The sequence below is a fragment of the Rugamonas fusca genome (genome assembly GCF_014042365.1).
Classification (GTDB): Bacteria; Pseudomonadota; Gammaproteobacteria; order Burkholderiales; family Burkholderiaceae_D; genus Rugamonas; species Rugamonas fusca.
On sequence record NZ_JACEZS010000006.1, the window covers coordinates 19,729 to 40,778 of the forward strand.

Here is a 21,050-nt window from a genome sequence, read left to right on the forward strand (position 1 = left end):
AACGGCTCCGGAAACGGGGCCGTTTTGCATTGGAGGGCCAGATTAATGAATCGGCATGGCAATTGGCAACTCACTAAGCGCTGCTGGGGCGCGTTGCTCCTGTGCGCGCTGCTGCCGGCCGCGCAGGCGCGCGACTGGACCTTGCGCGTCGATGGCGCCGGCCCGCTCAAGGTCGGCATGCGTTTCGACACGGTCAACAAGATCCTCGGCGAGCACCTGGAGCGCGTGCCTGCCTGGCAGCGCACGGTGCCATCCTGCTTCCAGGTCACGCCTGCGGAACAGGAAGGCATCGTCCTGATGTTCGTGAAGGATGTGCTGAAGCGGGTCGATGTGACGCAACCGGGCATCGAATCGGAACGCGGGATCGCGCTGGACGACCCGGAAGGCAAGGTGGGGCGCCACTACGGCGAGGCCGTGCGCACAGTGGCGCATCCGCGCCGGCCGGATGGGCATTACCTGACAGTTCGGGCGGGGGAGGGGCAGTATGCGATCCGCTTCGAGACGGAACAGGGACGGGTGGCCGCCATGTACGCGGGCGCGTTGGCGGAAGTGCTGCAGGAAGATGGTTGCCGCTGACGTCGTGCGGGGCCGGAAAGCAAAAAAGCCGTTCAGATGAACGGCTTTTTCACGAAACGCTGGGATCGGATTACTTGATCTTGGTTTCTTTGTACTGAACGTGCTTACGTGCCTTAGGATCGAACTTGATGATTTCCATCTTAGCAGGCATGGTGCGCTTGTTCTTGGTAGTGGTGTAGAAGTGACCCGTACCTGCGGTCGATTCCAGCTTGATTTTGTCGCGGCCAGATTTTGCCATGATAGCTCCCTATTTAGACTTTTTCGCCACGCGCGCGCATGTCGGCCAGAACGGCGTCGATGCCGACTTTGTCGATCACGCGCAGACCGGCGTTGGACAGACGCAGGGAGACCCAGCGGTTTTCAGATTCAACAAAAATACGACGGTTCTGCAGGTTAGGCAGGAAACGACGTTTGGTTTTGTTGTTTGCATGGGAAACGTTGTTGCCGACCATCGGCTTCTTCCCAGTGACTTGGCAAACACGTGCCATGGCGCACTCCTTAAAGACATTCCACAATTGGAAAAACAAGACTATATCAAAAAAACCCAGCTTTTTCAATGACTTGTGAAAAACAATTGTGTCATTAATTTTCAAAAAAATTTAACAATTTGGTGGCCCTGCATGAAATGGCAATTTTCCCTTGGTAAACAAGGGTAAACGGGGCTGGCGCCCCATCGCGCGCCGGCCCTGTTTTACAGCTGGCCGTGCTCGGCGAACGAGTGCACCTGGTGGCCGGCCACCACAAAATGGTCGAGGATGCGCACGTCCACCAGGGCCAGCGCCTGCATCAGCGCGCGCGTGAGCAACAGGTCCGATTCGCTCGGTTCAGGCGTGCCGGAGGGATGGTTGTGGGCCAGCATCACGCTGGCCGCGTTGCGCGCCAGCGCTTCCTTGACCACTTCACGGGGGTAGACGCTGGTATGGGTGAGGGTGCCGCGAAACAATTCCTTGGCATCGATCAAACGGTTCTTCACGTCCAGGAACAGTACGTGGAACGATTCGTGGGTCTTGCCGCCCAGGATCACGCGCAGGTATTCCTTGACGGCCTTGGGCGAACTCAACGTCTGTCCCGCTTTCAATTGTTCCTCGATGGCGCGCCGGGCCAGTTCCATCACGGCCTGCAATTGGGCGAACTTGGCCGCGCCCAGGCCGTGGATGGCGCAGAATTCGTCCAGGCTGGCGCTGAACAGCGCGTGCAGCGAACCGAAATGGTGTACCAGTTCGCGGCCCAGCATGACGGCATCCTTGCCTTGTACGCCCACGCGCAGGAACACGGCCAGCAATTCCTCGTCCGACAGGGCTGGCGCCCCTTCCAGTATCAAACGCTCGCGGGGACGGCGGTGGGCCGGCCAGTCGCTGATCGCCATCATTCCTCCTCGAAAATGGGCCCAATTGTTCCGGAACGGGGGGCGCGGCGGGCAAGGTGGCTTACAATATCGCTTCCTGCAAGCTTACCGAGTACCAAGTCATGTCTAACGCGCAACCTAACGTCGTCACCAAGTCGGCTTATCTCACCCTGCATTATCGTCTGGCCACCCTGGACGGTACTGATATAGTCACAACCTTCAACGGAAACCCGGCCACGCTGATGCTGGGCCAGGGCCAGCTGGCCCCGTTCCTGGAAGATTGCCTGCTGGGCCTGCCTGAAGGCACCCACAAGACGTTCGAGCTGGCGCCGGCCCAGGGTTTCGGCGAGCGCAATCCTGAACTGATCCGTTCCGTCTCGCGCGCCACGCTGGACGAGAACTCGGACCCGGAAGCCGAGTACAAGGTGGGCGATCTGATCGACTTCGCCGCTCCCGGCGGCGGCCGCTTCGCCGGCGTGCTGCGCGAAATCAGCGACGATGCGGCCCTGTTCGACTTCAACCACCCGCTGGCCGGCCAGCCGCTGCGCTTTGAAGTGAACCTGATTTCGGTGCTGTAAGCGGCGCCCGCTTGCGGCGCCCGCTTGCCCACACATTGAGGAATTGATGGAAAAAGAAATTCTGTTGGCCCAGCCGCGCGGTTTTTGCGCCGGCGTGGACCGTGCGATCGAGATCGTCGAACGCGCTCTGCAGCAGTTCGGCGCGCCCATCTACGTGCGCCATGAAATCGTGCACAACGCCTACGTGGTCGATGACTTGCGCAACAAGGGCGCCATCTTCATCGAGGAACTCGATGACGTGCCAGCCGGTAACACGCTGGTGTTCTCGGCCCACGGTGTGTCCAAGGCGGTGCGGGCCGAAGCGGAAGCGCGCGGCCTGACCATCTACGATGCCACCTGCCCGCTGGTGACCAAGGTGCACGTGGAAGTGGCCAAGATGCGCCGCCAGGGGTGCGAGATCATCATGATCGGCCACGATGGCCACCCCGAGGTGGAAGGCACGATGGGCCAGACCGAGGAAGGCATGTACCTGGTCGAAACCGTGGCCGACGTGGACAAGCTGGAAGTCGCCAAGCCCGACATGCTGGCCTATGTGTCGCAGACAACGTTGTCGGTGGACGACACCGCCGACATCATCGCGGCGCTGAAAGCCAAGTTCCCCAGCATTATTGAGCCGAAGAAGGGCGACATCTGCTATGCCACCACCAACCGCCAGGAAGCCGTGAAATTCATGGCGCCCCAGGTGGACGTGGTGATCGTGGTGGGCAGCCCGAACAGCTCCAATTCCAACCGCCTGCGCGAAGTGGCGCAGAAGAAGGGCACGCCGGCCTACATGGTCGACAACGCGTCGCAAATCGATCCGCAATGGCTGGAAGGCAAGCTGCGCGTGGGCGTCACGGCCGGCGCGTCGGCGCCCGAGGTGCTGGTCCAGGCCGTCATCGACCGCCTGAAACAGTGCGGTGCGCGCAGCGTGCGCACGCTGGACGGTGTGCAGGAAGCGGTCACCTTCCCCTTGCCCAAGGGGCTCGATGGCGGCAAGGCGGAGCAGGCCTGACGGCCGTGCGCGCCCTCTGCAGGGAAGGTGGACTGAATTCTATTTGGCCCATCACCATATTTTTCGCTATTAGTTTTTCATAATAGTCGCTATCATTGCCTCGCCCGAAAAAGTTGTCGAATGTACTTGTTTCGGGATGGCGGCGTCACATCAACGGCGGCACTGCGGGGACTTCCCCGGGTGCCGTTTTTGTTAGGTGGCCTCACCGCACGTATCGGTGACTCTCAACAAAGGCGATCGAACCCATGGATACTTTTATCCAACAAATTATCAATGGCCTGGTGCTGGGCAGCATGTACGCGCTGGTCGCGCTCGGCTACACGATGGTGTATGGCGTGCTCAACCTGATCAACTTCGCCCACGGCGACGTGCTGATGATAGGCGCCATGGCCGGCCTGACCATCCTCAAGCTGTTGCAGAACGTGGCCCCAGGGCTGCCCGGTTTCGTGCAACTGGGCATTGCCATCGTGGGCGCCATTCCCGTCTGCATGCTGGTCAACATCATCATCGAGCGGGTGGCGTATCGCCGCCTGCGTAACGCGCCCCGGCTGGCGCCGCTGATCACGGCCATTGGCGTGTCCATCCTGCTGCAAACGTTCGCCATGATGATCTGGGGTCGCAATCCGCTGCCGTTCCCGCAATTGCTGTCATCCGACCCCATCATGGTGGGCGGCGCCGTCATTTCGCAAACCCAGGTGCTGCTGCTGGTACTGGCGGCCGCGTCCATGTTCGGCTTGGTGATGCTGGTGGAAAAGACCCGCATGGGCCGCGCCATGCGGGCCACGGCGGAAAACCCCCGTGTGGCTGGCCTGATGGGCGTGGATTCGAATAAAGTCATCGTCGCCACCTTCGCCATCGGCGCCGCGCTGGCGGCCGTGGCCGGCGTGATGTGGGGCGCCAACTATGCGTCGATCCAGTTCGCGATGGGCTTCGTGCCCGGCCTCAAGGCGTTCTCGGCGGCGGTGCTGGGCGGCATCGGCAACATCTACGGCGCCATGATAGGCGGCATTTTGCTGGGCATTATTGAAAGCCTGGGCGCCGGCTACATCGGCGATCTCACGGGCGGCTTCCTGGGCAGTAACTACCAGGACATCTTCGCCTTCGTCGTTCTCATCCTCGTGCTGACGGTGCGTCCGTCCGGCATCATGGGCGAGCGCGTGGCCGACCGCGCCTGACCGCCAGAAAGGATCATCATGGCTCTCCTCAATTTCGACACGGCCCGCAACCCCGCCAAGGCCTACGCCAGCATGGCGCTGGTGCTGATCGGTTTGCTGGTGTTCCCGTTCGTGGCCGCCCAGTTCGGCAATTCCTGGGTGCGCATCATCGACATGGCGCTGCTCTACATCATGCTGGCGCTGGGCCTGAACATCGTGGTCGGCTTCGCCGGCCTGCTGGACCTGGGCTACATCGCCTTCTACGCCGTGGGCGCCTACATGACGGGGCTGCTGGCCTCGCCGCAGTTCGCCACGCTGCTGGAATCCATCATCAACCAATATCCGGCCTTGGGCGACTCGCTGGTGGCCATGCTGGGCCCGGAGATCCGCGAGCAAGGCATCCACCTGTCCGTGTGGCTGATCGTGCCGCTGGCGGCCGCGCTGGCCGGCCTGTTCGGCGCCATCCTTGGTGCCCCCACGCTCAAGCTGCGCGGCGACTACCTGGCCATCGTGACGCTCGGATTCGGCGAGATCATCCGCATCTTCATGAACAACCTGAATGAGCCGATCAACTTCACCAACGGCCCGCAGGGCATCAACCTGATCGACCCGATCCGGGTGTTCGGCGTCAACCTGTCCGGCGAGGCTGGCTCGCGTGCCACCGTCGTCATCGGCGGCTTCTCCATGCCGTCCGTGAACGCGTACTACTTCCTGTTCCTGTTCCTGTGCATCGCCGTCGTGTTCGTCACCACGCGCTTGCAGCATTCGCGGCTGGGCCGGGCCTGGGTTGCCATTCGCGAGGACGAGATCGCGGCCAAGGCCATGGGCATCAACACCCGCAACGTCAAGCTGCTGGCGTTCTCGATGGGCGCCTCGTTCGGCGGCATCGCCGGCGCCATGTTCGCCTCGTTCCAGGGCTTTGTGTCGCCCGAATCGTTCTCGCTGACGGAATCGATCGCCGTGCTGGCCATGGTGGTGCTGGGTGGCATCGGCCACGTGCCGGGCGTGATCATGGGCGGCGCGCTGCTGGCGGCGCTGCCGGAAGTGCTGCGCCACGTGGTTGAACCATTGCAGGAAAAACTGTTCGGCCACGTCGTGATCGAAGCGGAAGTGCTGCGCCAGTTGCTGTACGGCCTGGCCATGGTGCTGATCATGCTGAATCGTCCGGCCGGCCTGTGGCCCGCGCCCAAGCACGAGGACCGGCCCGACCACGATACCGACAAACCCGAGCCGGCATCGTCCGTGCTGCGCGCCTGAGGAAAGCCATGAGCGAACAAGTGATACTCAATATCGCCGGCGTCAACAAGCGTTTCGGCGGCCTGCAGGCGCTGACGGACGTCAGCATCAAGATCCTGAAAGGCCAGATCTACGGCCTGATCGGCCCCAATGGTGCCGGCAAGACCACCTTCTTCAACGTCATCACCGGCCTGTACCAGCCTGACACGGGCACCTTCGAGCTGGCCGGCAAGCCGTATTCGCCATCCGCGCCGCACGAGGTGGCCAAGGCCGGCATCGCCCGCACCTTCCAGAACATCCGCCTGTTTGGCGACATGACGGCGCTGGAGAACGTGATGGTGGGCCGGCACGTGCGCACCCACCAGGGCGTGTTCGGCGCCGTGTTCCGCCACAAGGCGGCGCGTGAGGAGGAGGCGGCCATCCGCCGCCGCGCGCAGGAATTGCTGGACTTCGTGGGGATCGGCCAGTTCGCCAGCCGCACCTCGCGCTTCCTGTCCTACGGCGACCAGCGCCGGCTGGAGATCGCGCGCGCGCTGGCCACCGACCCGCAATTGCTGGCGCTCGATGAACCGGCGGCCGGCATGAACGCGACCGAAAAGCTGGCGCTGCGCGAGCTGCTGGTCAAGATCAAGAATGAAGGCAAGACGGTGCTGCTGATCGAGCACGACGTCAAGATGATGATGGGCATGTGCGACCGCTTGATGGTGCTGGAATACGGCAAACCGATCGCGGAAGGCTTGCCGGCCGAAATACAGAGTAACCAGGCCGTCATCGACGCCTATCTGGGAGGATCGCACTGATGAGCGAAAACGTGCTGAAAGTCGCGGGATTGACGGTGGCCTACGGCGGCATCAAGGCCGTCAAGGGCATTGACCTGGAAGTGAACCGGGGCGAGCTGGTGGCCCTGATCGGCGCCAACGGCGCCGGCAAGACCACCACGCTGAAAGCCATCACGGGCACGCTGCCGCCATGCAAGGTGGACGGCACGGTCAGCTACATGGGCGCCTCGCTCAAGGGGGACCAGTCGTTCCACCTGGTCGAGAAGAAGCTGGCCATGGTGCCGGAGGGACGCGGCGTGTTCACGCGCATGTCGATCCACGAGAACCTGATGATGGGCGCCTACACGCGCAGCGACAAGGCCGGTATCGAAGCCGACATCGCCAAGTGGTACGACGTGTTCCCGCGCCTCAAGGAGCGGGCGCAGCAGATGGCCGGCACCTTGTCCGGTGGCGAGCAGCAGATGCTGGCCATGGCGCGCGCGCTGATGTCGCACCCCAAGCTGCTGTTGCTGGATGAACCGTCGATGGGCCTGTCGCCGATCATGGTGGACAAGATTTTCGAGGTGATCCGCAACGTCTCGGCCGACGGCATCACCATCTTGCTGGTGGAGCAGAATGCCAAGCTGGCGCTGCAGGCCGCGCACCGCGGTTACGTGATGGATTCCGGCCTGATCACCATGACGGGCAACGCCCAGGACATGCTGGCCGATCCGCGCGTGAAGGCAGCCTACCTCGGCGAATAATTCCAACCCGCAAAATCGGGGACGTACTCCGGTTTTCCCGCCGGGGAAAACCGGAGTACGTCCCCGATTTTGCGGGGTGAAAATAAAAAAAGCCCCGGGCAGGGCCGGGGCTGATAAGGACACCCGTTTGAAAGGACACCACGGATGCCGAGGAGTCTGTACAACGGGGCTGGCGCCCGCGGGCGCCAGCAGGGCCTACATTATTTCTTGGCAGGAGCGGCCTTGGCGGCGGCTTGCGAGAACTGGTTCACGGCCGTGGCCATGTTCGATTCGATCGATTCCACGGCTTGCTTGGCAGTCTTGGTGAACTGCTCGTAGCCGGCGTTGGCGTTGCCAATGGCGGTCTTGAACAGGGCGACGGCGTTTTCGGTGCCGGCTGGGGCGTTCTTGCTCACTTCTTCCACCAGCGAGATCACCTTGCGGTTGGTTTCGGCGATCTGGGTTTCAGCCGCTTTGCTGAACTCGGCCTGGGTGCCCGAAGCGATCGATGCCAGGTGACGGCCGTAGGCCACCACTTTTTCAGCCGTTGGTTGTGCCTGGGCAGCGGTCAGCGAGAAGAACTCTTGCGGATCCTTGGCAGCCAGCAGTTGTTTGGTGGTCACCGACGATTCTTCCAGCGATGCCTTGGCGGCGGTCAGGTTCAGGTCGACGAATTTTTCCACGCCTTCGAAGGCCTTGTTGGTCAGTGCGGAGAAGATGGCGAACTGGGCTTCAAAATTGGCCTTAGTCGCATTGGAAAATTGCTCAGGGATTGAAAACATATAACTCTCCAGAAATTAGAAAATAGTCATCGATAAATGCTGCTGTTTCTACCAGTGGTACGAAGCAGATGAATCCAGCCTTCAGACCAAAAAACAAATTGTGCAACGCAACAAACCCGATTTTACGGCCTTCCATGATTAAGTCAAGCGAAATTTTGTGCGTTGCACCAAAGAAGTGACATTGGCCTCCGAGAACGATTTCTTGCGAGAATTGAATGTTGCTGGCCAGGGTAGGGCGACTGCCGCGCCGCCGTCCCGTGCTAGACTGCGCATCGGCCCTGCCGCCCGTGCAGAGTCCGTCTATGACCTTTCCTATCAGTGAGGACGCATGCCCAGCAAATCTGACCAGTTAGCCGTTGACAACGCCATCACGTCGCGCCGCTCGATCCGCGCCTATCTGCCCACGCCTGTGCCGCGGGCCGACATCGAACAATTGCTGCAGGTGGCCGCGCGCGCGCCATCGGGCACCAATACCCAGCCATGGAAAGTGTATGTGCTGACGGGCGAGCGCAAGCACGCGCTGTCGGCCGCCATCCTGGCCGCCCACAACGATCCGTCGCTGTCGCGCCAGCATACGGAGGAATATGCCTACTACCCGCGCGAGTGGGTGTCGCCGTTCATCGAGCGCCGCCGCAAGGTGGGCTGGGACCTGTATGCGCTGCTGGGCCTGACGCGCGAGAACAAGGCCGGCATGGCGGCCCAGCACGGCCGCAACTATGAATTCTTTGGCGCACCCGTGGGGCTGATCTTCACCATCGACCGCATCATGGAGCAGGGCTCGTGGCTGGACTACGGCATGTTCCTGCAAAACATCATGGTGGCGGCCCGTGGACGGGGGCTCGATACTTGCCCGCAGGCAGCCTTCACCCAGTACCACAAGATTATCGAGGAAATATTGTCAATTCCAGACAATGAAACGGTTGTGTGTGGGATGTCCTTGGGCTACGCTGATATGGACAAGGTCGAGAACAGCCTGGTCACGGAACGCATGCCGGTCGCGGAATTTGTTAAATTTGTTGACTGATGGGATGCCGTGCGACCCACATTCGCAAGTCGTTTGAACAAGCTTATGGCGAGTGCATTGCGCAGGGGAAAACCATGATGCCGACTATGTTAAATTGGCTTGCGATCGCGCATGGTTTTGCTACACTGCAACGGTCACTCGTCTGTTCGTTTACCGGGGAATTTCATGTTTAAGCTCGCCTCTGGTGCGCTGATCGCAGCGCTGCTGGTGTCGCTACCTGCCGCTGCCGAGGCGGCCGATATCCACCACAAGAAACATCATGTCCGCAAAGGCAAGCTGCATGAAGCGGCCGCCGCGCCGCGCGAACACCTGGTCAAGCGCGTGGTGATGGTGCATGGCCGCCGCAAGGTCGTCTACGAGCGCCTGCTGGCCGCCGCACCGGCCGTGCCCACCATGGGCGATCTGGCCGGGCTGAACCAGACCCATGACCCATTCGACCTGAAATCGAACGTGGCGCTGGTGCTGGACCAGAACAATGACGAAGTGCTGTTCGAGAAAAATTCCAACGTGGCGCTGCCGATCGCATCGATCACCAAGCTCATGACGGGCCTGGTCGTGGTGGAGGCGCACCAGGACATGGATGAAGTGCTGACCGTGACGGACGACGACGTGGACCGCATCAAGTTCAGCAGCTCGCGCCTGAAAGTGGGTTCGCAGTTGACGCGCGCCAACATGCTGCACATCGCGCTGATGAGTTCGGAGAACCGGGCCGCGTCCGCGCTGGGCCGCAACTATCCGGGCGGGCGGGCCGCGTTCGTCGCGGCCATGAACGCCAAGGCCCGCGAGCTGGGCATGCTCGACACGCATTACGTCGATTCCAACGGCCTGTCCAAGATGAACGTGGCCAGTGCGCGCGACTTGGCCAAGCTGGCCATGGCCGCCTACCAGCAGCCGCTGCTGCGCCAGTATTCGACCGATCCGAAAGCCATCGTGGAAGCGAGCGGCCACCCCATGCAGTTCGGCAATACCAACCACCTGGTGGCCAATCCCACGTGGGAGATCGGCCTGCAGAAGACCGGCTTCATCAACGAGGCTGGCCGCTGCCTGCTGATGCAGGCCGTGATCGAAGGCCGCGCCGTGATCATGGTGTTCCTCGATTCCAAGGGCAAGCAATCGCGCACGGCCGATGCCGGTCGCATGCGCAAATGGCTGGAGGCGCTCAAGCCGGCCGGCATGACTACCGGCGCGGCCACCGCGCCCACTTACTCGGCCGGAATGTAACCGAGCGTGGCCGAGATCTGGTTGGCCGTGGCCACCAGGTCGTCCAGCCACGCGTCCTGCAGACGGTCGGCCGGGGCCGAGATCGACAGGCCGGCAATCAGCTTGCCGGAATCGTCGCGGATGCCGGCCGCCATGCAACGCACCCCCAGTTCCAGTTCCTCGTTGTCGCGCGCGTAGCCGCGCGCCCGTACCAGGCTCAGCTCGCGCTCGAGCGTGGCCAGGTCCGTGATCGAGTTCTTGTTGTGGCCGGCCAGGCCGGTGCGGGTGGCGTAGGCGCGGATGGCCTTGGGTTCGTCCACCGACAGGAACAGCTTGCCCGTCGAGGTCAGGTGCAGCGGGCCGCGCCCGCCGATGGCGCGCACCACCTGCATGCCGGAACGTTCGGAGAAGGCGCGGTCGATGTAGACGATCTCGTCGCCCTGGCGCACGGACAGGTTGATGGTCTGCTGGGTCTTTTTGTGCAGTGCACGCATGAAGTCCAGCGCCGCTTCGCGCACGGACAGCCGGCTCTTGACGATATTGCCCAGTTCCAGCAGGCGCATGCCGAGCCGGTAGGTGCCCGGTTCGATGCGGTCGACAAAGCGCGTGAGCACCATGTCGTTCAGGATGCGGTGGGCCGTCGACGGGTGCAGGCCCGATACTTTCGATAATTCCTTCAGGCTCACGGGATCGGGATACTTGGCCAGCGCGTCGAGCAGCGCGACCATGCGCTCGATCACCTGGATCGTTGTCTTTTGCTCGGGAACGGTTTCGATTTTCATGATGTGGTTGGTGCGATGCGGTAAGTTATACTTCCTTTATACCATAATGTGAAAATATTGGGAAATCTCTGGCGTGATTGCGCTGAAATTGTGACCACTCGGTCACGAACGGGCATAATCGTTCCTTTCGTCACTCAGTCTCGCCCGCATGGAACCAGTCAGCGAATTCAAGAGCAAAAGCGGTCTCAAACGCATCCTGTCGGCTTTTTTCTACTCGCTCGACGGGCTCAAGGCGGCCTGGCGCCACGAGCATGCATTTCGCCAGGAACTGGCCCTGTTTGCCGCCGGCACCATCCTCGCGCTGGCACTGCGCATCTCCGCATTCGAAAAGCTGTTGCTGATCGGCGTGCTGGTGCTGATCCTGATCGTGGAATTGATCAATTCCGCGCTGGAAGCGGTGGTGGACCGGGTGTCGCTGGAGCGCCATCCGCTGTCCAAGAACGCCAAGGATTTCGGCAGCGCCGCCGTGCTGCTGGCCTGCCTGCTGGCCGCCGCCGCCTGGGCCGTGGTGCTGCTGGACCGCTTTGCCTGATCGCGTCACATACGTTTTCGGCATATAAAACGTCGAAATGATTCCTTCTGTTTATTAGCCGGGAGTCTTACGCTGGTGTTCCTGATGCTTCAACCATAAGGAATCCTGATGCTGAACAAGAACTTCTTCGCCGCGGCCCTGTTGGCCGCCACCACCATCCTGCCGGCTGCCGCCGCGGACGTTGCCTTGCTGAACGTCTCCTATGATCCCACCCGCGAGTTGTACCAGGACATCAACGCCGCCTTCGCCAAAAGCTGGAAAGCCAGCAGTGGCGACACGGTCAAGATCCGCCAGTCGCACGGCGGTTCGGGCAAGCAGGGGCGGGCCGTGATCGATGGCCTGGAGGCGGACGTGGTGACGCTGGCGCTGGCCTACGACATCGACGCCATCGCCGGCCACCAGTTGTTGTCGCCGGATTGGCAGCAGCGCCTGCCCCACAACAGCGCGCCCTACACGTCCACCATCGTGTTCCTGGTCCGTAAGGGCAATCCCAAGGGCATCCACGACTGGAACGACCTCGTCAAGCCAGGCGTGGCCGTCATCACGCCCAACCCCAAAACGTCGGGGGGCGCGCGCTGGAACCACCTGGCCGCCTACGGCTACGCCCTGCGCCAGCCGGGCGGCAATGACGCCAGCGCCCGCGCCTTCCTGAAAAAGCTGTACCAGAACGTGCCCGTGCTCGATTCCGGCGCCCGCGGCGCCACCACCACGTTTGTGGAGCGCGGCATAGGCGATGTGCTGATCGCGTGGGAGAACGAGGCCTTGCTGGCCATCAAGGAACTGGGCCCGGACAAGGTGCAGCTGGTGGCGCCATCGTCGTCCATCCTGGCCGAGCCGCCCGTGGCCGTGGTCGACAAGGTGGCCGAGCGCCACGGCACGCGCAAGGTGGCGCAAGCCTACCTGCAATTCCTGTACACGGACGAAGGCCAGGATTTGATCGCCAAACATTACTATCGCCCCGTGCAGGACAAGGCGTCAAAAAAATACGCGGCGCAGTTCCCCTCCATCAAGCTGTTCACGTTGGCCCAGGTGGCCGGCGACTGGGCCTCGGCGCACAAGACCCACTTCGCCGATGGCGGCGTATTCGACCAGATCTACCAGCCCGGCAAGTGAGCGGCGCGTGCCGGCGCGCTGCGGCCGCCGGCCTTTTCTTTGCTTTGAATCAATCACGAATGCGGTCGAAACCGCGGCTTGCGGGATGCAATTGTGTTGCGAATTTGAATAGAACAGGCGCAAAATGCACTGCTGGCCACCGCTACCCACCTGACAGGAGTACACCATGACCATACGCCTGGGCGACACCGCGCCTGACTTCACGCAGGACTCCACCATTGGCCCGATCCGCTTCCACGAGTGGGCCGGCAATTCCTGGGTGGTGCTGTTTTCCCACCCGGCCGACTTCACCCCCGTGTGCACCACGGAACTGGGCCTGACGGCCAAGCTCAAGCCCGAATTCGACAAGCGCAACGTGAAAGCGATCGCCTTGTCGGTCGATCCGGCCGATGCCCACCGCGAATGGATCGCCGATATCGAGGAAACCCAGCACACGGTGGTGGGCTTTCCCATCATCGCCGACGTGGACCGCAAGGTGGCCGAACTGTACGACATGATCCACCCGAACGCCTCGGCCACGGCCACCGTGCGCACCTTGTTCGTGATCGACCCGGCCAAGAAAGTGCGCTTGTCCATCACCTATCCGATGAGCACGGGCCGCAATTTCGACGAGGTGCTGCGCGTGATCGACGCGCTGCAACTGACCGACAGCCACACCGTGGCCACGCCGGGCAACTGGAAGGATGGCGACGACGTCATCATTCCGCTGACGGTGCAGGATCCCGAGCTGATCAAGCAAAAATATCCCAAGGGCTACAAGGCCGAACGCCCCTATCTGCGCATGACGCCTCAGCCGAACAAGTAAGAAATCGCTGCAACGCGCGGGGACGAAGTGCCGCCTATGCCGATATGGCATAAGCAAATAGGAACTTCGTCCTTTATATTTTCGGCTGGAGTCATTACCCTGACGCTTACTCTAGGGGGATGGTATGACCTTGTCGTTTGTAGTTTCGGGATTTGCGGTGGGCCTGCTGGTCGGGATGACGGGCGTGGGCGGCGGTTCGTTGATGACGCCGTTGCTGACGCTGATGTTCGGCGTCTCGCCTTCGATCGCGGTGGGCACTGACCTGGCGTTCGCGTCGCTGACCAAGGGCGTGGGCACGTTCACGCACCGCATGCGCGGCACCGTGCGCTGGCCCATCGTGCGCCGCCTGTGCATCGGCGCCTTGCCGGCCGCCGTGCTGGCCAGCCTGGCCCTGAAAAAATTTGGCGTGCTCGACAAGGAGATCGGCCAGCTGATCCGCTACGTGATCGCGGTCTCCGTCATGCTGACCGTGGTCGCATTGCTGTTCAAGCGCAAGATGCTGGCCTGGATCAACGCCCATCCCCAGTACCAGTTGCAGGGCGGGGCGCTGACGGCCGCCACCATCGCCTCGGGTGCGCTGCTGGGCACGCTCGTCACGATTTCCTCGATCGGCGCCGGCGCCATCGGCGCCACCTTGCTGGTGATGCTGTATCCACGCCTGACGGCGGCCGAAGTGGCCGGCACCGACATCGCTTATGCCGTGCCATTGACGGCCATCGCCGCCGTCGGCCACTGGTGGCTCGGTTCCATCAACTGGGAATTGCTGCTGACGCTACTGGTCGGTTCCGTGCCCGGCATCACGCTGGGCGCCTATGCGGCGCGCGCCGTGCCCGAGCGCGTGCTGCGCGGCTTGCTGGCCTTCACCCTGGTCAGCGTGGCCGCCAAACTGATTTCCTGATTTTGTGGTTGTCGCCGGTTCGCCGGCGCCCCGGCCCGGCACGCTGCATGCGGCGCCGGGCCGTTGTCATTGTGGCTGCGTGGGCTGCTGCACCTTATAGCGGAAACAAGTATCGACATACCAAATGCTTCGTTTGTTATATGTTTGATTGATGAGATTATTGAGCCTCTTTAGATGAATTTGTAATGAAGGGGCGCATCATGTCTGCAACATTCACCGCCACGGCCGCGCCATACCGCGTGCTGCCTGGTTTCCGGTTGTCGCTGGGCTTTACGGTTTTCTATCTGACGCTGATCGTCCTGGTCCCGTTGTCGGCCGTGTTCCTGAAGACGTTCACGCTGAGCTGGGACGGTTTCTGGGCCGCCGTCAGTTCGCCGCGCGTGCTGGCGTCCTACCGGCTCACGTTTGGCGCGGCGCTGGTCGCGGGCGCGCTGAACGTGGTGTTCGGCGGCATCGTGGCCTGGGTGCTGGTCCGTTACGACTTTCCCGGCAAACGCCTGGTGGACGCCCTGGTCGACCTGCCGTTCGCATTGCCCACGGCCGTGGCCGGCATCACGCTGACGGCGCTGTATTCGGCCAACGGCTGGTTTGGCCGCGTGCTGGAAGGTGTGTTGGGCCTGAAAGTGGCGTTCACGCCGCTCGGCGTGGTGGTGGCGTTGACCTTCATCGGCCTGCCGTTCGTGGTGCGCACCGTGCAGCCGGTGCTGGAGGAGGCCGAGCGCGAACTGGAGGAAGCGGCGGCCAGCCTGGGCGCCACTGCGCTGCAGACGTTCGGCCGGGTGGTGTTTCCCGCCATGTTGCCGTCGCTGTTGACGGGCTTCGCACTGGCGTTCGCGCGCGCCACGGGGGAGTACGGTTCCGTGATCTTCATCGCCGGCAATATGCCCATGGTGTCGGAAATCACACCGCTGTTCATCATCACCAAGCTCGAACAATACGACTACGCGGGCGCTACCGCCATCGCCGTCGTGATGCTGGCGGCATCGTTCTTGATGCTGCTGTCGATTAACCTGCTGCAAGCCTGGGCGCGCGGCGAAGGAGGGAAAGTGCGATGAGTACCGTGTTCGCAGACCTGCCGGCCGCCGCGCCAGGCGCGCCGCGTGTGCCAACTGTGGCGCATGTGCCGGATGTGCCGTCGGCACCGTGGTCGCCATCGGTCGCGCGCGCCACGGAGGCGACGCTTGAACCGCGCTGGGTGCGCGCCTTGTTGCTGGCCGTGGCGCTGGCCTTCCTGACGCTGTTCCTGTTCGTGCCGCTGGCGGCTGTGTTCGCCGAAGCGTTCAGCAAGGGCTGGCAGACCTACCTGGAGGCCATCAGCGAGGACGATGCGCTGGCAGCCATCCGCCTGACCTTGCTGACGGCCGCTATCGCTGTGCCGCTCAATGTGGTGTTCGGCGTGGCTGCGTCGTGGTGCATCGCCAAGTTTTCGTTCCGGGGCAAGAGCCTGCTGCTGACGCTGATTGATTTGCCGTTCTCCGTCTCGCCCGTCATTTCCGGCCTGATCTACGTGCTGCTGTTCGGCGCCCAGGGCTGGTTCGGGCCCTGGCTGCAAGCGCATGGCATCAAGTTGCTGTTCGCCGTGCCCGGCATCGTGCTGGCCACCATCTTCGTCACGTTCCCGTTCGTGGCGCGCGAATTGATTCCGCTGATGCAGGCCCAGGGCAGCGAGGAGGAGGAAGCGGCCATCGTGCTCGGTGCGTCGGGCTGGCAGACGTTCCGCCGCGTGACCTTGCCCAACATCAGGTGGGGCTTGCTGTACGGCGTGATCCTGTGCAACGCCCGCGCCATGGGCGAGTTCGGCGCCGTGTCCGTCGTGTCCGGCCACATCCGGGGCGAGACCAACACCATGCCCTTGCAGGTGGAGATTTTGTATAACGAGTACAACTTCGCCGCCGCCTTCGCCGTGGCGTCGCTGCTGGCCTTGCTGGCGCTGGTCACGCTGGCCCTCAAATCGTTCATCGGCTGGCGCCTCAGCGCAAGCGCCGCAACCTCTACCCTGGAGCAGTGATCATGACGATAGCAGTCAAGCATATTCATAAACAGTTCGGCGCGTTCACCGCCCTGGACGATGTCTCGCTCGATTTCCCGTCCGGCGAACTGACGGCCCTGCTGGGACCGTCCGGCTGCGGCAAGACCACGCTGCTGCGCATCATCGCTGGCCTCGAGCATCCCGACAGCGGCCAGGTGCTGCTGGATGGCGAGGACGCCTCGGCCCGTCACGTGCGCGAGCGCCAGGTTGGCTTCGTGTTCCAGCATTACGCGCTGTTCAAGCACATGACGGTGTTCGAGAACGTGGCGTTCGGGCTGCGCGTCAAGCCGCGCGCCCAGCGTCCCACCGAGCACCAGATTCGCAACAAGGTCAAGGCCTTGCTGGAACTGGTGCAGCTGGACTGGCTAGCCGACCGCTACCCGCCCCAGTTGTCGGGCGGGCAGCGCCAGCGGATCGCGCTGGCCCGCGCACTGGCCGTGGAGCCGCGCGTGCTGCTGCTCGACGAACCGTTCGGCGCGCTCGACGCCAAGGTGCGCAAGGAGTTGCGGCGCTGGCTGCGCCGCCTGCACGACGAGCTGCACGTGACCAGCATCTTCGTCACCCACGACCAGGAGGAGGCGCTGGAAGTGGCCGACCAGGTGGTACTGATGAACAAGGGGCAGGTCGAGCAGACGGGCGCGCCGGAGCAGGTCTACAACCATCCGGCCTCGCCATTTGTGTTCAGCTTCCTGGGCCACGTGAACACTTTCCACGGGCGCGTGCAGGATGGCGTGCTGGCCACGGGTGAAGCGAACCTGGCCGTGCTCGGCCATGGCGGGGCCGACGGGCACGGCACGGCTTACGTGCGCCCGCACGAGCTCGACATCGAACGCTACACGCCGGGCGCGCCCGGCATCGTCGTCACGCTGCGCCGTGCGCACGCGGTGGGACCGCTGGCCCAGCTGGACCTGGAGCGGGGCGACAACGCTGAACTGATCGAAGCCGTGCTGCCGCATGAATATTATCGCCAGTTGCAATTGCGGGAAGGCGAAGCGCTGGTGGTGCGGCCCCGGCGCTTGCAGGTTTTTGTGAATCAAGGAGTTTGACATGAATTTCCAACAATTGCGCTCTGTGCGCGAAGCGGCCCGGCGCGGCTACAACCTGACGGAAGTGGCCAACGCGCTGTTCACGTCGCAGCCGGGCGTGAGCCGCCAGATCCGCGAGCTCGAGGACGAGCTGGGCGTGATCATCTTCGAGCGCAACGGCAAGCGCCTGACGGGCATGACGGAGCCGGGCAAGGGCATCTTGAAGATCATCGAGCGCTTGCTGGTGGAGGCGGAGAACCTGCAGCAGGCCAGCCTCGAATACGCGGGCCAGCGCAGCGGCACGCTCAACGTGGCGGCCACCCACACCCAGGCCCGCTATGCCTTGCCGCGCGTGGTGCAGTCGTTCCGCTCGGCCTACCCGGAAGTGCGCATCGGCTTGCAGCAAAGCGCGCCCGAACATATCGCGGAATGGGTGTTGTCGGGCAAGACCGATATCGGCATCGCCACCGAAGGCTTGTCGCAGTACCCGGAACTGGTGTCGTTCCCGTGCTACCGCTGGAGCCACCTGATCGTGGTGCCGGAAGGCCACCCGCTGCTCACGCGCACGCCGATCCGGCTGGCAGACCTGGCCGAGGTGCCGCTGATCACCTACGATCAGGGCTTCACGGGCCGCGGCCATATCGACGCGGCCTTCCGCGAAGCCGGCCTGCAACCGGACATCGTGCTCACGGCCATGGATTCGGACGTGATCAAACAGTACGTGTCGCTGGGCTTGGGGGTGGGCATCGTGGCCTCGATGGCGTTCGACCATGGCCGCGACCAGGGGCTGCGGGCCGTGGAAGCGTCGCACCTGTTTGCCACCAATACCACCCGGCTGGCCGTGCGGCGCGGCGCCTACCTGCGCTGCTACGCCTACGACTTCATCCAGCAGTTCGCGCCCGGGCTGACCCGGGCCGAGATCGACGCCGCATTGGGCGGCGCCGTTGCCTGACCATCCTTACCAGCTGTAGCCCGCTTTCGCGTAGTAGTAGCGGCCGTTGAAGCCGTTCGGCGAGAAGCCGCTGTAGGGATTGATGCCGTTGTTGTTGAGGTTGCCCGCCGACGTCACCTGGTCCGGATAGCGGTTGGTGGCGTTGTCGATACCGGCCGTCAGCTTCCAGTTGGCGCCCAGCTTGACGCTGGCGGCCAGGTCCAGCACCCATTGCGGGTCATACACCTGGTCCAGCGCCGGATTGTTTTGCGGCACGGTGAAGCTGCCGTAGCGGGTCACGGTGGCGCGCCCGTTCCATGGGCCGGCCGTGTACTCGGTGGCCAGGCTGAACTTGTCGCGCGGCGAGCCGACCGTCATGCGGTTGATGGTCTGGCGGTCGATCAAGGTCAGGCCGTTGGCCGTCAGCAGCGCGGGATTGGGCGCCACCCGTTCCAGCGTGTTCTTGTTGTGGTTGTAGGCCAGCGTGAAATCGAAGCGGCCCACCAGCGCCATGTTCCAGCGATAGGTGCTGACCACGTCCACGCCCGCGGTACGGGTGTCGATGGCGTTGGTGAAGTAGCGGCCCGCGCCCACCAGGATGCCTTGCGCGGCCAGTTCCCGCTTGAGCGCGTCCGACAATGTCATGTTGGCCGACAGCGCGATGCGGTCGTCCACATCGATGCGGTAGGCGTCGATGGTGGCATTCCAGTTGCTGGTCGGCTGTAGCTGCAGGCCCAGGCTGACGTTACGGGCTTTCTCGGCCTTCAGTGGCGTCGCGCCCAGCGCCGTGGCGGCCGCGCTGCCGACGGCGAAGGTGCCCGTCTCGATCGGCGTGTTGACGCCGTTGATGACGGAGAAGTTGGTGGTGGTGATGGTGTAGAACTGCTGCGCCAGCGACGGCGCGCGGAAGCCGGAGGAGGCCGTGCCGCGCAGCGAGACGGCGTCGTTGAACGCATAACGGGCTGAACCCTTGGCGGAGGTGGTGCTGCCGAAGTCGCTGTAGCGCTCGTGGCGCAGCGCGGCCGAGCCGGAGAACTGGCGGCTCACTTCCGCTTCCAGGTTCAGGTACAGCGACGCATTGTGGCGGCTGTTGCTGCCGGCGTTGACGGGGCGGAAGCCCGAGAAGCCTTGCGAGCCCGTGCCCTGCCAGGACGCTGCATCGCCAGCGCCTATCGTGTATTTTTCATGCCGCGCTTCGGCGCCCAGCGCCACCGTCAGCGGACCGCTGAAGGCGGCCACGGGGAATTCGCGCGCCACGTCCACGTTGAGCAGCGTTTGCGTGTTCTCCAGTTTGCCGGCGTGGAAATGGGTGGGGCTGCTGGCGCCCAGGTCCAGGTTGACCGTGTGGTCCATGTCGAGCTGGAACGCATTGCTGCCGTAATTCAGGCTGGCGTCCCAGCGCCAACCGCCGGCCTCGCCGCGCAAGCCCGTCACCAGCGCCTGGTCGGTGGACCTGCTGATTTCCAGTGGCAGGAAGCCTTCCGGATAAATGGGGCTGCGCCCGAACGTGCGCCAGGTGGCGGCGGCCGAGGTGTCGCGCTGGCCGTAGTTCGCGAAGGCATACCATTCGAGGTCGTCGTTGATGGTGGCCTGGCTGTTGACGAACACGGTGCGCGGCCGCGTCTCGGGGTCGCCGTAGCGCTGGTTGACCAGGCCGTAGCGTGGGTCCTTGGGATTGCGCAGGTCGGGGCCGGCGCGGTTGGTGGGGTCGCGGTCGGCCGCTTCCACGGCCAGCCGCAGCCAGCCGCTGTCACCGAGCGCGAAGCCGGTCGAGCCCTTGAGCGATACTTGCTTGCCGTCGCGCTTCTGATATTCGCCCACGCCCAATTCAGCATCGCCGCCGTTCGGCCCTTTTTTCAGGATGATGTTGATCACGCCGGCGATCGCGTCCGAACCGTACTGGGCGGCGGCGCCGTCGCGCAGCACTTCCACGTGGTCGATGGCCGACAGCGGGATCGCGTTCAAGTCCACGGGCGCCGAGCCGCGGCCCTGGGTGCCGTTGACGTTGACCACGGCCGACGTGTGGCGGCGCTTGCCGTTCACCAGCACCAGGGTCTGGTCGGGCGACAGGCCCCGCAACTGGGCGGGCCGGACGGCGTCGCTGGCGTCGGCGCCGGACGGGCGCGGGAAGTTGACCGAAGGTAGCAGGCGGCCCAGCACCGTGGCCAGTTCCGTCGATCCCGTCGCTTGCAGTTCGCGCGCGCCGATGATGTCGATCGGCGATTCGGAATCGACCGTGCGGCGGTTCTTGGCATAGGTGCCCGTGACCACCACGACGGATGGCAATTCGCCTTCCAGTGGCGCGGCTTCCTGCGCGGCGGCAGGCAGGCCCAGGGTGGCGATCAGGGTGCTGGCCAGCACGGCTGGCGGGGTGGGGCGGTGGCGGAAACGCATGCGGCTCTCTCCAGAAAATAGTGGAAAAAAAAGCTTAACAGCGGGCAAAATTGCCGCCCACGAATCGTTTCAACTAATCATATACATTTATGAAATAAGTTGCAGGCATGGGCAGGCTGCGCGGGTATGACGCGGTGGTGGGAGAGCGTTT

At 63.3% G+C, this 21,050-nt stretch carries 23 protein-coding genes; 17 read left to right on the forward strand and 6 right to left on the reverse strand.

The features are described 5' to 3' along the window. The first annotated feature begins 45 nt into the window (after nt 1–45). Entirely contained in the window at nt 46–576 is a 531-nt protein-coding gene (locus tag H3H36_RS08690; protein ID WP_229219823.1) for a hypothetical protein, read from the forward strand. Nucleotides 577–646: 70 nt separating this feature from the next. On the opposite strand, the gene rpmG is transcribed toward H3H36_RS08690, so the two are convergent. The 3 genes from rpmG to radC form a co-directional block, all read right to left on the reverse strand. Next, nucleotides 647–814: a 50S ribosomal protein L33 gene (gene rpmG, locus H3H36_RS08695; RefSeq protein WP_220456434.1), complete on the reverse strand. Its 168-nt coding sequence runs from the start codon at nt 812–814 to the stop codon at nt 647–649. A 13-nt stretch (nt 815–827) separates the two neighbouring features. Continuing rightward, nucleotides 828–1,064 (reverse strand): 50S ribosomal protein L28, encoded by a 237-nt coding sequence (rpmB, locus tag H3H36_RS08700; RefSeq protein WP_008451488.1) that lies wholly within the window; start codon nt 1,062–1,064, stop codon nt 828–830. A 203-nt stretch (nt 1,065–1,267) separates the two neighbouring features. Beyond that, on the reverse strand, nt 1,268–1,942 hold the full coding sequence (radC, locus tag H3H36_RS08705) for a RadC family protein (protein WP_182216721.1): 675 nt from the start codon (nt 1,940–1,942) through the stop codon (nt 1,268–1,270). 101 nt (nt 1,943–2,043) lie between these two features. On the opposite strand from radC, the gene H3H36_RS08710 reads away from it, so the two are divergent. The 6 genes from H3H36_RS08710 to H3H36_RS08735 all read left to right on the forward strand — a co-directional run bounded on the left by H3H36_RS08710 (nt 2,044) and on the right by H3H36_RS08735 (nt 7,405). Further along, nucleotides 2,044–2,499 (forward strand): FKBP-type peptidyl-prolyl cis-trans isomerase, encoded by a 456-nt coding sequence (locus tag H3H36_RS08710; protein WP_182216350.1) that lies wholly within the window; start codon nt 2,044–2,046, stop codon nt 2,497–2,499. A 46-nt stretch (nt 2,500–2,545) separates the two neighbouring features. Next, nucleotides 2,546–3,493: a 4-hydroxy-3-methylbut-2-enyl diphosphate reductase gene (gene ispH, locus H3H36_RS08715; RefSeq protein WP_182216353.1), complete on the forward strand. Its 948-nt coding sequence runs from the start codon at nt 2,546–2,548 to the stop codon at nt 3,491–3,493. Nucleotides 3,494–3,738: 245 nt separating this feature from the next. After that, nucleotides 3,739–4,668, forward strand: coding sequence for a branched-chain amino acid ABC transporter permease (locus tag H3H36_RS08720; protein WP_182216354.1), 930 nt, complete (start codon nt 3,739–3,741; stop codon nt 4,666–4,668). An 18-nt stretch (nt 4,669–4,686) separates the two neighbouring features. Next, a complete protein-coding gene (locus H3H36_RS08725) occupies nt 4,687–5,904 on the forward strand; it encodes an ABC transporter permease subunit (protein WP_182216357.1) in 1,218 nt (405 codons plus the stop codon). An 8-nt stretch (nt 5,905–5,912) separates the two neighbouring features. Continuing rightward, a complete protein-coding gene (locus H3H36_RS08730) occupies nt 5,913–6,683 on the forward strand; it encodes an ABC transporter ATP-binding protein (protein ID WP_182163458.1) in 771 nt (256 codons plus the stop codon). Beyond that, entirely contained in the window at nt 6,683–7,405 is a 723-nt protein-coding gene (locus H3H36_RS08735) for an ABC transporter ATP-binding protein (RefSeq protein WP_182216359.1), read from the forward strand. The genes H3H36_RS08730 and H3H36_RS08735 overlap by 1 nt, the downstream gene beginning before the upstream one ends. Nucleotides 7,406–7,605: 200 nt before the next feature. On the opposite strand, the gene H3H36_RS08740 is transcribed toward H3H36_RS08735, so the two are convergent. Then, nucleotides 7,606–8,166: a phasin family protein gene (locus H3H36_RS08740; protein WP_182216362.1), complete on the reverse strand. Its 561-nt coding sequence runs from the start codon at nt 8,164–8,166 to the stop codon at nt 7,606–7,608. 328 nt (nt 8,167–8,494) lie between these two features. Between H3H36_RS08740 and H3H36_RS08745 the strand changes: the two genes are divergently transcribed. Together H3H36_RS08745 and pbpG are read left to right on the forward strand one after the other, a co-directional pair. Continuing rightward, the gene (locus H3H36_RS08745; protein WP_182216365.1) at nt 8,495–9,190 is read left to right on the forward strand and encodes a nitroreductase; all 696 of its coding nucleotides are present in this window, start codon (nt 8,495–8,497) and stop codon (nt 9,188–9,190) included. A 165-nt stretch (nt 9,191–9,355) separates the two neighbouring features. Then, nucleotides 9,356–10,411: a D-alanyl-D-alanine endopeptidase gene (gene pbpG, locus H3H36_RS08750; protein ID WP_182216367.1), complete on the forward strand. Its 1,056-nt coding sequence runs from the start codon at nt 9,356–9,358 to the stop codon at nt 10,409–10,411. On the opposite strand, the gene H3H36_RS08755 is transcribed toward pbpG, so the two are convergent. Then, nucleotides 10,393–11,172 carry an IclR family transcriptional regulator gene (locus H3H36_RS08755; protein WP_182216369.1) on the reverse strand — a complete coding sequence of 260 codons (780 nt, stop codon included), beginning with the start codon at nt 11,170–11,172 and terminating at the stop codon, nt 10,393–10,395. The two genes, pbpG and H3H36_RS08755, sit on opposite strands and share 19 nt — an antisense overlap. 148 nt (nt 11,173–11,320) lie before the next feature. On the opposite strand from H3H36_RS08755, the gene H3H36_RS08760 reads away from it, so the two are divergent. The 8 genes from H3H36_RS08760 (at nt 11,321) to H3H36_RS08795 (ending at nt 18,526) form a co-directional block, all read left to right on the forward strand. Next, nucleotides 11,321–11,704 carry a diacylglycerol kinase gene (locus tag H3H36_RS08760; RefSeq protein WP_182216372.1) on the forward strand — a complete coding sequence of 128 codons (384 nt, stop codon included), beginning with the start codon at nt 11,321–11,323 and terminating at the stop codon, nt 11,702–11,704. Nucleotides 11,705–11,812: 108 nt separating this feature from the next. Further along, a complete protein-coding gene (locus H3H36_RS08765) occupies nt 11,813–12,817 on the forward strand; it encodes a sulfate ABC transporter substrate-binding protein (RefSeq protein ID WP_182216375.1) in 1,005 nt (334 codons plus the stop codon). 166 nt (nt 12,818–12,983) lie between these two features. Further along, a complete protein-coding gene (locus tag H3H36_RS08770) occupies nt 12,984–13,622 on the forward strand; it encodes a peroxiredoxin (protein ID WP_182216378.1) in 639 nt (212 codons plus the stop codon). 124 nt (nt 13,623–13,746) lie between these two features. After that, nucleotides 13,747–14,520 (forward strand): sulfite exporter TauE/SafE family protein, encoded by a 774-nt coding sequence (locus tag H3H36_RS08775; RefSeq protein ID WP_182163476.1) that lies wholly within the window; start codon nt 13,747–13,749, stop codon nt 14,518–14,520. A gap of 200 nt (nt 14,521–14,720) precedes the next feature. Next, on the forward strand, nt 14,721–15,575 hold the full coding sequence (gene cysT / locus H3H36_RS08780; RefSeq protein ID WP_182216381.1) for a sulfate ABC transporter permease subunit CysT: 855 nt from the start codon (nt 14,721–14,723) through the stop codon (nt 15,573–15,575). Then, nucleotides 15,572–16,528 carry a sulfate ABC transporter permease subunit CysW gene (gene cysW / locus H3H36_RS08785; protein WP_182216383.1) on the forward strand — a complete coding sequence of 319 codons (957 nt, stop codon included), beginning with the start codon at nt 15,572–15,574 and terminating at the stop codon, nt 16,526–16,528. Before cysT ends, cysW begins: the two co-directional genes overlap by 4 nt. Before the next feature lie 2 nt (nt 16,529–16,530). Next, nucleotides 16,531–17,595 carry a sulfate/molybdate ABC transporter ATP-binding protein gene (locus H3H36_RS08790; RefSeq protein ID WP_182216385.1) on the forward strand — a complete coding sequence of 355 codons (1,065 nt, stop codon included), beginning with the start codon at nt 16,531–16,533 and terminating at the stop codon, nt 17,593–17,595. A gap of 1 nt (nt 17,596) precedes the next feature. Further along, nucleotides 17,597–18,526, forward strand: coding sequence for a CysB family HTH-type transcriptional regulator (locus H3H36_RS08795; protein WP_182216388.1), 930 nt, complete (start codon nt 17,597–17,599; stop codon nt 18,524–18,526). A gap of 6 nt (nt 18,527–18,532) precedes the next feature. Here the strand turns inward: H3H36_RS08795 and H3H36_RS08800 are convergent, their stop codons facing one another. Further along, nucleotides 18,533–20,899 (reverse strand): TonB-dependent receptor plug domain-containing protein, encoded by a 2,367-nt coding sequence (locus tag H3H36_RS08800; protein ID WP_182216390.1) that lies wholly within the window; start codon nt 20,897–20,899, stop codon nt 18,533–18,535. Nucleotides 20,900–21,050: the final 151 nt, after the last annotated feature.